Source organism: Arcticibacterium sp. SM2516 (genome assembly GCF_057914865.1).
Map to the genome: position 1 here is coordinate 4,701,346 of NZ_CP195290.1, position 13,642 is coordinate 4,714,987.

Genomic DNA, 13,642 nt, shown 5'->3' on the forward strand with positions numbered 1-13,642 from the left:
TGGAAGATTGAATAAGTGTCAAAAGTTCTTCTTTTATTTATAACAAACTTTCAAATTGTTTCGGCGGCTAATTTTGCAAAATGGTATAATCTGCAGATTTAGTATGACATTTAACCTTATTCATGACTCCTAAAGTTTTATTGCAAGGCCAAACAGACCTATTAACGCCATTTAAACAGATTGGGAAGTTTGTGGTACATAAGAGTGTGCTACAAAAGGCGGAGCACGCTTCGTTATGGGAGGTGGAAGTTTTGACATTTTTTTTCATTCATGAGGGTAAATTCGAATGGTATGTCAACGGCGTCTCTTGTGTTTTGCTTCCTAATGATTTATTAATTCTACGACCGAAGGATTGTTTAAGTTTGGGTGGAGGTATTTTGGAAATGGGTACTTATGTAGAATTTTCCATCCAGGAGATTGACGAGGTTTTATTTCATAAAAGCTGGAGTGGAATAAGTGTACCAGACGGATTGCTGATAAAACAATTATTGGAACAGCGTTTCCCGTTGGTTATTCAAGATGTGAAAGATGCTTTAGGGATATTTCAGAGGCTAATGAGAGAATTAACCGAATGTGAAATAGCCTATATGACCAGAGTAAACAGTCTTATTGATGAGCTTTTCATTAAAGTTTCTAGAGCATTGAGTATTGAAAACAATCAGAGTCACGACTTCCCAAAAGTGTTTCTTAAACTAGATAAAATGTTGAGAGAAAACCTGTCACATCCGTGGACGGTAAATGAAATGGGAAGCATGGTGGGATTGGCGACAACGGCCTTTACAGAAAAAATAAAATTTTATACGGGGTTTGCACCTTTACAATATTTGATAAACTTGCGGGTGGCGGAGGCCATGCGTATGATTAAAAATTCGGATCACTCTATGACGAGGATTGCCTTGGAACTCGGATTTTATAGTTCTCAACATTTCTCCTCTACCTTTAAAAAATTAACGGGTTTCTCTCCTAAAAGCTACAGAAAAAATGGATTCTAAAAAGGCCTGTATACTCACCATAAATATTGGTACATCCGCCACAAAAATAATTGGGTTTGATTATTTAGGGAAGGAAGTTGTAAATAGAAAGGGCTCATACCCAACGTTTCATCCACGTCCCGACTGGAGTGAACAAGACCCAGAGCAAGTATTTATTACTATCATGTTTTTGCTCAAAGGAATCTTGAATGATGTTTCCTTTTACGATAAGCATCATGTGCAAAGTATTGTTTTGAGTTCTTCAATGCACAGTGTTTTACCCTTGGATAAAAACGGTAACACCCTCGGGAATGCCATTATATGGTCTGATAATCGTGCTTGTGATATAGCGACTTCTTTGAAAGGAACAGAGCTTGGAAACAAAATCTATAAAAATACAGGTACTCCAATCCATGCGATGTCTCCGCTTTCTAAAATAACCTGGATAAGAGAGAATGAGCCTGAAAAGTTTGAAAAGATTAGCAGGTTTGTCTCCATAAAAGAATATGTGATTTATCAGCTTACTGGTGCGTTTTGTGTAGATTATAGCATAGCGTCAGCCACTGGTTTTTTTAATTTACAACAACTAGATTGGGATAAGGATGCCATGAAGTTTGCCCATCTGGATGCGTCATATTTTTCTAGACCAGTAGATATATTTTACGCCGATTTAGAGATTAAAGCTCCGATTCTAAACTCTTTAAAACTGCATAAAGAAACGAAACTGATATTAGGGAGTTCTGATGGTTGTTTGGCTTCTTTAAGTGCAGGCTCAATGAGCAATAATCAGGCTGTTGTATCGGTGACTAGTTCTGGTGCTGTAAGGGTTTTTGGAGAAGAATGTTTAGTAGATGGTAAAGGAAGCTTTTTCAATTATATCTTAGAAAAGGGGAAGTATATAAGTGGAGGACCTACTAATAATGGCGGAGTGGCTTTTGAGTGGGCTGCTAGAAATTTTGGTCATAACTATCAAAATTTGCCAATTGAGGAGCTATTGGTAAAATTATATAATGAGGCTGCCAAGGTGAAAGAAGGTTCTGAAGGTCTTCTATTTTTGCCATATCTTCAAGGAGAGAGAGCTCCTATATGGAACTCAAACGCAAGAGGGGTTTATTTTGGTTTGAATATAACGCATGAAGCAAAGCACATTATTAGAGCCACGCTAGAGGGCATTTTGTACGAAACATATAGCATTGGAAGGTCTATTAAGCGTCATAGAGATTTTGAATCTATACACTTAAATGGATATAACGCCATGCACCCATTATGGTCTGGGATAATCTGCGACATGTATGGCATGCCGGCATCTGTGAGTACCTATAAACATGGCCCTAATATAGGAGCGGCTATGGTAGGCCTTACGTCTATGGGTGTTTATGAAAATCTAGAAGATTCCTTGAAAATTGCTCCGGAAAGGATCGTTAGAAACCCTAATAGAAAGAAAAACAAGATTTATTCTAAGTATTACGCACTTTTTGAGAGATTGACCCATAAATTGGAATCTGAATTTGAAGAAATTTCAAAACTTCAAAACGACTATTAAATGAAAAATAGATTAATCTCAGTAGATGTATTCAGAGGAATTACCATAATGCTAATGACTTTGGTCAATAACCCAGGAGATTGGGGAAATGTGATAAAGCCTTTTCTTCATGCCCCATGGCATGGAAGTACACCTACAGACCTGGTTTTTCCATTCTTTCTTTTTGTGGTGGGCATTACCACGGTTTTGGCTTCCCCTGAACCCTTTTTGGACAAGACCACTTTTTTGAAAATTACAGTTAGGGCATTAAGGATTTTCGCTTTAGGTCTCTTTCTGAATTTCTTTTCCAAAATCGATCTCTTTGGACTAGAAGGTTATCCATTGCTACTGGTTAGATTAGTTTTTGTGGCATTGGTCTATTATCTCTTATTAACCAAATACGACTTAAGGAAGCAATTATATGCGGTAGTGGGCTTGCTTGCCGTACTATTTACTTTGGCGTACTTGCCTGTTTCTGGATACGAAAACGTTAGAATCCCTGGTGTATTACAGCGTATTGCTTTAGTCTATTTTGTGGTGGCCATGCTCTATAACAGTCTCTCATTAAAAATGTTGGCGGGTATTTGTGTGGTGCTTCTTTTGGGATATTGGGCAGCCATGGCATTGATTCCAATAGATGGTGTAAGTGGTGTTTACGACAAAGATGTAAACGTGGCAGCAGTTTTTGATAGAATGTTTTTGGAAGGTCACATGTGGGTTTCCTCCAAAACATGGGATCCAGAAGGGCTTTTTAGTACCATACCCGCTATTGCTACAGGTTTGATTGGCGTATTTATAGGAACACTTTTGGTCAAAGAAAAGTATGAAGAAGAAAGGGTGAATTATCTTATTTATGCAGGCCTTGGCCTAACTGCCTTAGGGTACTTTTGGAACATGGTTTTTCCAATAAACAAGGCTTTATGGACATCTTCTTATGTGGTTTACACTGCAGGTCTGGCATCCTTGTTAATGGCCTTGGTTTATTTTGTGGTTGAAGAACGTGGTTATAAGTTTTGGATAAAACCTTTTGTGATATTTGGTGTAAACCCAATGCTCGTTTTCTTTTTCTCAGGCATTATTCCGAGGGTGCTTTCTACCGTACAGATAGAGGGTGTGGGCTTTCAGCCATATGTTTATAAGCATGGCTTGGTACCCATGTTTACAGACCCAAAGTATGCGTCTCTTTCTTGGGCAATTCTTTACCTTTTGTTCTGGTTTGCCGTGTTAGCCGTTTTTTATAAGAAGAAAATCTTTGTGAAGGTTTAAAGAAGTTTAATAAGTGTTCTTGCACTTAAAACAATCAGCAGTAAACCGACTAAAACGGTAGCTGGTTTTCGTGGAATTTTATTTAAAAAATATGCTCCAACCGGTGCGGCAATAATACCACCGATAACCAATCCTGCTATCACACGCCATCCGCTGATACCTTCAAAGAGTACAAAGGTGATACCGCTGGCAAAGGAAATGGCAAACTCTGCTGTGTTGACAGAGCCAATGGTATATCGTGGGTCTCTTCCTCTACCCATGAGTGTGGAGGTGACGATAGGTCCCCAGCCACCACCGCCAATGGAATCCATAAAACCACCGAAGCCAGCCAATAAACCCAGGTTTTTACTTTTCTTCTTTTTTATATTTTTCTTTAAACCCTTAATGATAATTGTGGCTGCAAGAATAATCATGTAAACGGCTATGAAGGGCTTTATGGTGTCGCCGTCAATAACATCTGCCAATAAATAGGCACCAATTATGGCTCCTGCCGTACCCGGAACAATTAAGTTAAGAACTAGCTTTTTGTTGATATTCTTGAACTTATAATGCGATATGGCCGACGCTCCTGTAGTAAACATTTCTGCCACATGAACCGCCATGCTGCTCGTGGCAGGATGAACACCAAATGAAAGTAAAAAAGTAGTTGAGGTGGCACCGTAACCCATACCTAAGGTGCCGTCAACAAGTTGGGCAAATATGCCAATCATCAAGAATATGAGAAAATCTTCACTGAAACCATTTTTAATCTTTTCTAAAGAAAAGGTCTCAGAATAATTCAGAAATAGGAAAATGGCAAGCCCGGTAAGCAAAAATACTGGGATAAAATACCAGAGTTTATTAGCGTCGGAGACTTGACTTTTTTGCGTTTTTGAATGCATAAGGGAATCAAAAAGAAATACTTATAATATGATTTTCAGATACCTTGGTGTCTAAAACTTTAACAAATAAACTATACTCTATTTAATCTATAAGCTAAATAGACTAAAATATTTTATGGCAATCAAAAAAGTATTTTTCCAAACCTACTGACAAACGGATGTCACCACTATCATTTTACTTTGAATCAAAAGAAAAGAGCATATGCAAAAACAAGAATTAGCATCTAAAAAAGTAATGGGAATTTGGGTAAGAACAAGCAATCATGAGCAGCAAGCCTTAACGGATATCCGGACCCTTTGGGGCAGGTTTATGTCGGAAGAAATCATGTCGAAAATCCCCAATTTAATAGGAACCGAAATTTATGCTATTTACACAGAATATGAAGGTGATTTTACAAAACCTTATACGACCGTTTTGGCCTGTGAAGTAAGTAGTTTGGATGAAATTCCTGAAGGAATGAAAGGTTTAGAAATAGGAGGAGGAGCTTACACTAAGTTTACGGCAAAAGGCAATTTGGAACAAGGGGTTGTTGGAGACGCATGGATGGAAATATGGAAAACCGACGTAGATAGAAGATACACCACAGACTTTGAAGTCTATGGTGCAAAATCACAAAATCGATTCGATGCCGAGGTTGATATTTTTGTGGCGTTAAACTAGCCTTCTACAAATTGACCTAAGACTTGGTATTTATCGTAAAGGGTATTATAAATAGCCGTTTTTGATGGGTTTGGGAGATATTCTTTATCGAATCCTGAACCCATTGCTTTTTGTGCGGCCTCTACATTTTCGTAAATACCAGCCGCCGTGGCGGCAAACATCCCAGCACCTAAGGCACATGCTTGGTCTGAGGCTGCCACTTTGATCGGCATGTTTAGCACATCTGCTAAAGTCTGCATCACAAAAGAAGATTTATTGGCTACTCCACCAATCGCAATCACTTGTTTGATAGGTACACCTTCGGAAATAAATCGGTCAACAATGGCTTTTGAGCCAAAGGCTGTGGCTTCTACCAAAGCCTTAAATACGGTGGCCGCATCACTTCCTAAATTTAAGCCAGTAAAAGCACCTTTTAAGGTGTGATTAGCATCCGGCGTTCGTCTTCCATTGAACCAATCTAGTGCTATGGCGTCATTCTCTGTGAGGGCTATTTGTGATGCTTTTTCTGCCAAATAAGGTATGAGCTCATTCGCCATTTTGTTTTTGATGGCTTCATCCGTGATAAGCTCATTTACAGGTTCAATAATTAATCGTTGAAACCAAGCGTAAACGTCACCAAAAGCAGATTGACCGGCTTCCATCCCAAGCATTCCGGGTAATACAGAGCCATCTACTTGTCCACAAATTCCTTTGATTAACAAATGTCCTACCTCTTCTGTAGGTGCCACTAGCATGTCACAAGTGGAAGTTCCCATCACTTTTACCAGCGAGTAAGGTTCAATTTCAGCACCCACACCACCCATGTGAGCATCAAAAGCACCCACGCCTATCACTACGTTTTCCGGCACACCCAGTTTTTTTGCCCATGGAGCCGAAATGAATCCCATGGATTCGTCGGAAGTGAAAGTTTCTGAGAAAAGTCTATCTCTGAGTCCTGACAATAAAGGGTCTAGCGTGCAAAGAAACTTTTCTGAGGGAAGCCCAGCAAATTCATCATGCCACATGGCTTTATGGCCTGCGGCACATCGGCTTCTTTTTAGTGTTAAGGGGTTTGTGTTTCCAGTAAGCTCTGCCGAAATCCAGTCGCAATGCTCTACCCAAGAGAAGGCTTTTTCTCTTACCTGCTCATCGACTCTTAGGGTTCTTAAAATTTTAGCCCAAAACCATTCTGAAGAATAAATCCCTCCCACATATTTCGTGTAATCTACAGTCCAGTTATGAGCCAAATTATTTATTTCTTCTGCTTCAGCATTGCCCGTATGGTCTTTCCAGAGAATGAACATCCCATTTGGGTTTTCAGAAAATTCAGGCAAAAGAGCTAAGGGTGTTCCATTTCTATCAACCGCTACTGGTGTGGAGCCGGTAGTGTCCACAGAAATACCGACAACGTTTTTAGCTATCTCCGAGCCAGCTTCTGCCAATGCTCCTTTTACAGCCGTTTCTAAACTCTCAATATAATCTAAGGGGTGCTGTCTAAACTGCGAAGCGGCTGGGTCACAGTATTTTCCTGCTTTCCATCTTGGATAATAGGAAACAGAGGTGCCGTGGCTTTCGCCATTAGCGGTATTGACGACCAAGGCTCTTACAGAGTCCGAGCCAAAATCTATTCCGATGGTGTATTTAGCGGTCATTCAAAATGGTTGTTTATTCTAAGCTTAAAGATAAAACTTAAAACGGAAACGTAGCCTTTTGAATAAAAGAGTAATGAAAGAATAAGCTGTTTTCTTAGGTTAGAAAAACAAAAAGCTCTCTAGAGCCATGGGCTCCTACCACCAAGGATTGTTCAATATCTGCAGTTTTGGAAGGTCCGGAAATAAAAGTACCGAAGCTAGAATCACCGCTATCCAGTTTTTGATAGGCTTGCTGCATTAAAGGCACAATGTTTTCTTTTTTGACAATAATGCCTAGCCTTTGACATATAAAAGGTCCTACTCGCTGCCCCATCTGCTCATCCGCTATCCAGATTGCTCCGTTTTCTGCTACGCCAAGCGTACCTTCAAACAATGCAAATTCTACATTTTCCAGTGTATGTGGGTCCTCGTTTTGCCAATCTTGGCTGTAAGGAAAACCGTCAATTTTAACATTGGAGATTATTCTTTTCCCTTCAAACCTTTCTGAAATGAAACTAGCCACTTCTGCTAAAGCGTTTACTTCAATGACATCGGTATAAAGTTCGCCTAAGATAGTTTTGAATTTTGATACGGGGTCGCCAATGTATGCTACATCAAAATCTGGCAAACTCACGTGCTCCTGATTTGAAGTTTGGCTTTTAAGTCTTTCTAATATTTGGTCTCTACTGCTCATCTATTTTTCTTATACCAATCTTTAAAACTTTCGGTGTTCATGTCCGGCATTTCTCTGCTTTTATACCATGGGTTCAGCGGATTATTGACTGCATAGGGTATAAGAGACACCACTTTCTTTCCTATTTTTCCACCCATATCATACACCTTCGGATTAGATAAAACGAAGTTCATCACTTTCAATCCTATCTTCTTGGAAGTTTCTACATGCCCAGCTTTTCCAATGACTTGTCGCCATTCATAGAGCTGCTCATGGATGTTGATTTTTACAGGACATACATTGCTGCAAGCCCCACACAAGGTAGAGGCAAACGGCAAGTCAGAATATTCTTTCAAATCTGTATTAGGAGCCAAAATAGAACCAATAGGCCCAGGAACGGTCACATGGTAAGAGTGTCCGCCGCTTCTTCTGTAAACCGGACAGGTATTCATACATGCCGCACATCTAATACACTTTAAGCCAGCTTTAAATTTAGGCAATTGGATGTGCCTACTTCTCCCATTATCTACCAAAACCAAATGCACTTCTTGACCTTCTCTTGGCTTTTTGAAATGACTCGAATAAGCCGTTATCGGTTGCCCAGTGCTACTTCTTGCTAACAAACGAAGCATTACACTTAGATGTTCTCTTTTAGGAATTATCTTTTCTAAACCCATGCAGGAAATCTGAACAGGTGCTAAATGTGCTCCCATGTCGGCGTTCCCTTCATTGGTACATACCACGTATTCGCCTGTTTCGGCTATCGCAAAATTTACTCCTGTAAGAGCGGCATCCGCCGTTAAAAAGTCTTGGCGTAGGCTTTCTCTTGCTGCTCCGGCTAAATATTTGGGGTCAAAGTTTCCTTTTTCTGTACCCCACGACTCATGAAAAGTATCGCTAATTTCTTCTCTTTTCAGGTGAATGGCTGGCATCACAATATGACTGGGATGCTCATTTCGAAGTTGAATTATTCTTTCGCCCAGGTCGGTATCAATAACCGTAATGCCGTTTTTCTCTAAATGGGGGTTCAGTCCGCACTCTTCTGTGAGCATGGACTTGCTCTTTACTATTTTCTTAACATTGTGTTTTGCCAAGATTCCATGAACTATGGCATTATGCTCTTCGGCATCGGCAGCCCAGTGGACTTGAATGCCATTTTTGGTGGCATTTTGCTCAAACGCTATCAGTAAATCGTGGAGGTTGTCAAGAACATAGTCTTTGATATTAGATGCTGTTTCTCTCAGTAATTCCCAATCAGGAATACCGAAAGCGGCTACATCTCTTTTTTTTCTAACGCCCCAAATAGACTTATTATGCCAATCGGTTCTGTCTGTGTCGTTGGTTAGTTTTTCTGCTAAACTGGCGTGCTTTCCTTCACTCATGATGCTAAACCGTTTAAAATTTCAGCAATGTGAATCACCTTAATATTTGATTTCTTTCTTTTCAATATGCCATCAATGTGCATCAAGCAAGACATATCTGCACTGGTAATATAATCCACTTCGTCGGCTTCAAATTCTGCTGCTTTATCTTGACCCATTTTAGCAGAAACGGCTTCTTCACTTACGCAAAACGTTCCTCCAAAACCGCAGCACTCATCTACTTTTTCGGGGTAGGAGAGTTCTAAGCCATCTACCATCTTCAGTAGGGGTTCTAGTTTTGAAAATGGCTCTGCTACCAGTTCAGAGCTTTTGGCCAAATGCAATCCACGAAGTCCGTGACAACTTTGGTGTAAGCCAACTTTGAAAGGAAAACTAGATGTTAAACTTTCCACTTTTAGTACGTCTGTAAGAAACTCGCAGAGCTCGTAAATCTTTGTTTGTGTACCTAAAACATGTTCTTTCAGATGCAAAGTGCAGCTTCCCGAAGGACAGACGACATATTCAGAATCTCCAAAGAGGTTTTGATTCAATCCATCTAGTTTTGTGGTCAAATGCTGAAAACCAGAGTTTGCCATAGGCTGTCCGCAGCAAGTTTGACTTTGGTGAAAAACCACCTCGCAGCCAAATTTTTCTAGAAGATTTAGGGTCGCTACGCCAGTTTGAGGATATAACTGGTCAATATAACAGGGTATAAAAAGAGATACTTTCAAGATTTCCTACAGGATTATTGTCAATTGTATAGCATAGTTACATCATAGATGGGTACGGTGCAAGGACTACGCCGTTTTAACCGCAAGTTCGTAACCTATACTGTGCTTATTAGAAATAGAAATATTTGGGTCTTTTGCGAGCTTTTTACGGAGTTTTGAAATGTACATATCAAGGCTGCGGCCTACTATTACACCCTCGTCTTCCCATACTTCTTTTTGAATACGATTTCTTTCAATCAGTTGATTAGGGCTGTCTGCCAAAATGCTCAGAATTTGGGTTTCTTTATAGGTCAATTTGATTTTTTGCTCTCCTATTTGCAAGCATCGATTGGCCGTGTCAAATTCATATTTGCCTATTTTTAATAAGTTATCAGAGGGGCTAGTGCTCCTTTTTCTAAAAGTGAAATAGAGCGTTAAAGAAGCAATTATGAATAATAGGACAGAAACAATTGTCCAATCTGCTTTGGATTCTTTGTCAAAACTGATTTCTATAAAGTAGCAGTCTGGAGCCAGGGGCCTGTCTTTACAAGGGACTATTTCTTCCTGTCCTTTTTGCAGAATGGCATAGGAAAATAAAGTCTCTTGAATTAAACATTCCTTTACGCTTACTATATAAGATATTTCTATGCTGTTGGCGTCCATTTGCCTTTTTACAATATTGACCAAGGAGTCAGGATTCAGACGGATAGGGCCATTGAAATGAATTTGATATTGAGCGTCAGCTAACTTTATGATGGGTAAAACACGTGTGGTGGTGTCAGCGTTTTGAAGTAATACCTGATAGCCTATCATTCTCATGACTACCTCTGTTTTGGCATCGTCAAAAGAGGCTTGTTGGCCAAAAGAAGGCGTAGCGAAAAGGCTTAGAATAAGAAGAATGTTTTTGAAAAGTTTCATTTGCCTAAAGGTAAAGCTTTGCTTGGCGAGTAACATTTTGTAAAAGCCTATTTTACACTTTTTTACATATATTTTTACAGTATAAATTGCCTCTACACTTCTTCACACCGGTACTTTTATCAAAAAAGCGAATGAATAAAATTATGAAAGTAGGAGCTGTGGTGTTGGTTTTTCTGTCGGTTTCTTTTGTTTCAAATGCTCAAGATTGGGATTCCATAATCAAAGGAGATAAGAAATGGCTTATTCAAAGAGATAACGAAATGGAAAGAAATGAATTGGGCAAAGACGAGCCCTTTTATACCAATCCCATTCTTATAAACGAAAAGCCGCTAGATTATAATGACTTCAATTTGCGTTCGCATGGAAAATTAACGGTGGTTAGAGGTAATCCAGAATCAGGTGATAGAACAGAAATTCTGTTTAAGGTGAGTTTAAGAAGAGACGGCGTAATTATTTATCCCTCTTCTGTTCCGTTGTTTGACAAGCAGTTTTATGTGGTCGAAATTTCTGAGATATTTAAATATGCCAAGGTAAACGACGAGTTAATTATAAGACCCGTAAAAAAGGAACATTATAAAGCCAAAAGAATATTGAATCTGATTCCCTGATTTATTCTTTCAAATGCTCCACAGGGTTTAGTCTTAATGCTTTGTTGATTTGAAAAACAGCCAAGCTTATAATGATGCTCAAAAAGCAAATGACCACAAGCACAAAACTCTGCTCAGGCATGGAAATGCGGAAAGCATAGTTTTGAAGCCAATCGCCCAATAAATAATAAGTGAATGGAATGGTTAAGGATAATGCCACCAGAAGAATGAACACGAATTCTTTTATGAGCAGCCAATTTACAGAAACGAAATTTGCTCCAAGTACTCTTCTCAGGCTAAGCTCTTTTAACCTTTTAGACACATTTAAAGAAAGTGTACCAAGCACACCAAGACTAACTAAGATAAGAGCTAAAATGGTGGCCAAGCGAGACGCTTTTTTTAGGCGAATTTCGGAGCTGTAGAGGTTAGTTAGATTAGCTTCTTGGCTTTGGTAAATGAAAGGAGAATTAGGGAAAATGCTTTGCCATTTGGTTTCGATGGCTTTTTTAGCTTCGCCAAAATCTGAAGCACCTAGACGTAAAGAAAGGTATCGGTAGATGTTGGAATTATTGATATTCGTGAAAACGAGTGGGCCAATTTTTTGATGGAAACTGGCGAAGTGAAAGTCAGAAAGAACGCCTATGATTTCAAAATCACCTTGAAAGGTTTCTAAATAAATTGTTTGGTTTAGTGCACTCTCAGGAGTGTCAAAACCTAAGCTTTTAGCGGTGGTTTGATTAATGACAATATGGTTGTTTGGTTCACTTCCTGCATTATGATACCTCCCAGCCAATAGTTTTAAGTTATAGGCGTCGGAATAGGCTTCGTCTGTTTGTAAAATTTCAGCAAACACTTGCGGAGACTCTCCATTTTTTATTCCAGTTCTCATGCCTGATTTTCCATCAGGAATTTCGAAAGAGATGCTTCCTTTTTCTACTTCTGGAAGACTTTCAAATTCTGTCCGAATGGTTTTCATTTTAGAGATGCCTATTGGCGACCAGTCTCTAGGCATTGTCAAATAGACCATCTGTTGCTGGCTAAAACCCAAGTCTTTTTCAAAGAAGTAATTGTTTTGTTGGTCTACCACCAAGGCTCCAAAACCTACAAACAAAGCCATGGCAAACTGAACGCCAATTAGAAATCGTCTCAAATTGGTTTGCCCAGAAATGCTTTGGAAACGGTTTTTGACAGCTAAAACCACATGTAGTTTGGACACAATTAAGGCAGGGAAAAGTGTGGCTAAAATGCCAATGAGTAAACTAAATAAGAATGCAAAACCAAAGAACGCGATATTGATTTGGAACAAAGAAACTAGTGGTTTACCCAATATTTCTGAGTAGTAATTTCTGCCAGATTGGTAAATGATAAGTCCGATTACAAAAGCGATAAAGGAAAGTAGGCAGCTTTCTAAAATCAGCTGAAAGACGAGTTGTTTTTTGTTGCTACCCAGTGTTTTTCTAATGCCAATTTCTTTTAATCTATTGGAAGAAGCACCCAGCGAAATGTTGACAAAGTTTATAATGCCAATGAGTAACATGACCAAAGCTATTGCCAATAAGGTGTTGACGTTTTTTTGTACAAAACCGTTTTTATCTGTCAAATACAGGGTTTTATAATCGGCTAGTTTTATGCTTAAATTCTCCGATATATCTGCTGATGTGTTTGCTTGCAATAAGTCTTTAATTGGCCTTTCTAATTGTGCGGGAGAAACACCTTCGGCCAGTTCGATGTTATTGACAGCAAACAGATTTTGCCATTGATTTATGCTTTCAAATCTGCCAAAGTAACGCAAGCATTCTTTTGACATTAAAACAGGAAGCTCTTCATTTATTAATTGTAAAACGGAGTTAAAGGGTGCTTTTGCTAAAACGCCTGAAATTCTAAATGGTCTTCTTTCTCCGCTGAAAGATTCTACCTCCAGGGTTTGGTTTAGTACATCGGTTTTTCCAAAGTACTTTAAAGCCATTTTCTCAGAAATGACCATGCTGTAAGGGTCTTTCAATGCTGTTTTTGGATTTCCTTGACTTAGCCCTAAACCATACATTTCTAAAATATTATCGCCAAGCTGTACGGACTCCGTATGGACAATATCTTCATGCTGAAAAGTAACACCTACGCCATCATAGGTATAGGCATTTGCCACCAAATGGGGGTATTGGTTTTTTAAGGCTTCCGCCAAAGGAGCAGGACTCACAAAGTCTGGAGACCTTCCTTCTTGTTTCCATTCGCTTTTTAGTAGGAACTGGCGGTCTATGTTGCTAAGGTTTTGATTGACTTGTAACTCAGACCAAACATAACTGCCAATAATGAATGAAAACGCTAAGCCTATCGAAAGACTTGTAAGCATCATGAATGAAAAATAGCGTTTTCTAATTAGATTTCGCCAGGCTGTTTTGAAGTAGTTTTGGAGCATAAATAAAAGTAAAAAGCCAAGAGTAGATACCCTTGACTTTTAACGTTTTTAACTTTTCTTATGGCCGTT

The 13,642-nt window shown here is 39.2% G+C and carries 12 protein-coding genes; 5 read left to right on the forward strand and 7 right to left on the reverse strand.

Going from position 1 to position 13,642, the window contains the following annotated elements:
• Nucleotides 1–122: 122 nt before the first annotated feature.
• The 3 genes from ACSBFT_RS19465 to ACSBFT_RS19475 are packed head-to-tail and all read left to right on the forward strand — an operon-like array spanning nucleotide 123 to nucleotide 3,759.
• Complete coding sequence (locus ACSBFT_RS19465; RefSeq protein ID WP_489602087.1) at nucleotides 123–992, forward strand: helix-turn-helix transcriptional regulator; 870 nt, start codon at nucleotides 123–125, stop codon at nucleotides 990–992.
• A complete protein-coding gene (locus tag ACSBFT_RS19470; RefSeq protein WP_489602088.1) occupies nucleotides 982–2,514 on the forward strand; it encodes a gluconokinase in 1,533 nt (510 codons plus the stop codon). Before ACSBFT_RS19465 ends, ACSBFT_RS19470 begins: the two co-directional genes overlap by 11 nt.
• The gene (locus ACSBFT_RS19475; protein WP_489602089.1) at nucleotides 2,515–3,759 is read left to right on the forward strand and encodes an acyltransferase family protein; all 1,245 of its coding nucleotides are present in this window, start codon (nucleotides 2,515–2,517) and stop codon (nucleotides 3,757–3,759) included.
• On the opposite strand, the gene ACSBFT_RS19480 is transcribed toward ACSBFT_RS19475, so the two are convergent.
• On the reverse strand, nucleotides 3,756–4,640 hold the full coding sequence (locus ACSBFT_RS19480; RefSeq protein ID WP_463047132.1) for a sulfite exporter TauE/SafE family protein: 885 nt from the start codon (nucleotides 4,638–4,640) through the stop codon (nucleotides 3,756–3,758). The two genes, ACSBFT_RS19475 and ACSBFT_RS19480, sit on opposite strands and share 4 nt — an antisense overlap.
• A gap of 202 nt (nucleotides 4,641–4,842) precedes the next feature.
• Here ACSBFT_RS19480 and ACSBFT_RS19485 point away from each other — a divergent pair, with 202 nt between their 5' ends.
• Nucleotides 4,843–5,301: a GyrI-like domain-containing protein gene (locus ACSBFT_RS19485; RefSeq protein ID WP_489602090.1), complete on the forward strand. Its 459-nt coding sequence runs from the start codon at nucleotides 4,843–4,845 to the stop codon at nucleotides 5,299–5,301.
• On the opposite strand, the gene ACSBFT_RS19490 is transcribed toward ACSBFT_RS19485, so the two are convergent.
• The 5 genes from ACSBFT_RS19490 to ACSBFT_RS19510 all read right to left on the reverse strand — a co-directional run bounded on the left by ACSBFT_RS19490 (nucleotide 5,298) and on the right by ACSBFT_RS19510 (nucleotide 10,573).
• A complete protein-coding gene (locus tag ACSBFT_RS19490) occupies nucleotides 5,298–6,932 on the reverse strand; it encodes a ribulokinase (RefSeq protein ID WP_489602091.1) in 1,635 nt (544 codons plus the stop codon). The two genes, ACSBFT_RS19485 and ACSBFT_RS19490, sit on opposite strands and share 4 nt — an antisense overlap.
• Nucleotides 6,933–7,026: 94 nt before the next feature.
• The gene (locus ACSBFT_RS19495; protein WP_489602092.1) at nucleotides 7,027–7,605 is read right to left on the reverse strand and encodes a LutC/YkgG family protein; all 579 of its coding nucleotides are present in this window, start codon (nucleotides 7,603–7,605) and stop codon (nucleotides 7,027–7,029) included.
• Nucleotides 7,602–8,966, reverse strand: a complete 1,365-nt coding sequence (locus ACSBFT_RS19500) for a lactate utilization protein B (RefSeq protein ID WP_489602093.1) — start codon at nucleotides 8,964–8,966, stop codon at nucleotides 7,602–7,604. Before ACSBFT_RS19500 ends, ACSBFT_RS19495 begins: the two co-directional genes overlap by 4 nt.
• A complete protein-coding gene (locus ACSBFT_RS19505; protein ID WP_463047137.1) occupies nucleotides 8,963–9,676 on the reverse strand; it encodes a (Fe-S)-binding protein in 714 nt (237 codons plus the stop codon). The genes ACSBFT_RS19500 and ACSBFT_RS19505 overlap by 4 nt, the downstream gene beginning before the upstream one ends.
• 66 nt (nucleotides 9,677–9,742) lie before the next feature.
• Nucleotides 9,743–10,573: a winged helix-turn-helix domain-containing protein gene (locus ACSBFT_RS19510; RefSeq protein ID WP_489602094.1), complete on the reverse strand. Its 831-nt coding sequence runs from the start codon at nucleotides 10,571–10,573 to the stop codon at nucleotides 9,743–9,745.
• 131 nt (nucleotides 10,574–10,704) lie between these two features.
• Here ACSBFT_RS19510 and ACSBFT_RS19515 point away from each other — a divergent pair, with 131 nt between their 5' ends.
• Nucleotides 10,705–11,181 carry a hypothetical protein gene (locus ACSBFT_RS19515; RefSeq protein WP_489602095.1) on the forward strand — a complete coding sequence of 159 codons (477 nt, stop codon included), beginning with the start codon at nucleotides 10,705–10,707 and terminating at the stop codon, nucleotides 11,179–11,181.
• Nucleotide 11,182: 1 nt separating this feature from the next.
• Here the strand turns inward: ACSBFT_RS19515 and ACSBFT_RS19520 are convergent, their stop codons facing one another.
• Nucleotides 11,183–13,510, reverse strand: a complete 2,328-nt coding sequence (locus tag ACSBFT_RS19520) for an ABC transporter permease (RefSeq protein WP_489602096.1) — start codon at nucleotides 13,508–13,510, stop codon at nucleotides 11,183–11,185.
• Nucleotides 13,511–13,642: the final 132 nt, after the last annotated feature.

Bases quoted from the DNA above. Each gene is read 5' to 3' on its own strand.
- ACSBFT_RS19515 (WP_489602095.1), top strand. From the start codon at position 10,705: ATGAATAAAATTATGAAAGTAGGAGCTGTGGTGTTGGTTTTTCTGTCG.
- ACSBFT_RS19490 (WP_489602091.1), bottom strand. From the start codon at position 6,932: ATGACCGCTAAATACACCATCGGAATAGATTTTGGCTCGGACTCTGTA.
- ACSBFT_RS19475 (WP_489602089.1), top strand. From the start codon at position 2,515: ATGAAAAATAGATTAATCTCAGTAGATGTATTCAGAGGAATTACCATA.
- ACSBFT_RS19500 (WP_489602093.1), bottom strand. From the start codon at position 8,966: ATGAGTGAAGGAAAGCACGCCAGTTTAGCAGAAAAACTAACCAACGAC.
- ACSBFT_RS19510 (WP_489602094.1), bottom strand. From the start codon at position 10,573: ATGAAACTTTTCAAAAACATTCTTCTTATTCTAAGCCTTTTCGCTACG.
- ACSBFT_RS19470 (WP_489602088.1), top strand. From the start codon at position 982: ATGGATTCTAAAAAGGCCTGTATACTCACCATAAATATTGGTACATCC.
- ACSBFT_RS19480 (WP_463047132.1), bottom strand. From the start codon at position 4,640: ATGCATTCAAAAACGCAAAAAAGTCAAGTCTCCGACGCTAATAAACTC.
- ACSBFT_RS19495 (WP_489602092.1), bottom strand. From the start codon at position 7,605: ATGAGCAGTAGAGACCAAATATTAGAAAGACTTAAAAGCCAAACTTCA.
- ACSBFT_RS19485 (WP_489602090.1), top strand. From the start codon at position 4,843: ATGCAAAAACAAGAATTAGCATCTAAAAAAGTAATGGGAATTTGGGTA.
- ACSBFT_RS19465 (WP_489602087.1), top strand. From the start codon at position 123: ATGACTCCTAAAGTTTTATTGCAAGGCCAAACAGACCTATTAACGCCA.
- ACSBFT_RS19520 (WP_489602096.1), bottom strand. From the start codon at position 13,510: ATGATGCTTACAAGTCTTTCGATAGGCTTAGCGTTTTCATTCATTATT.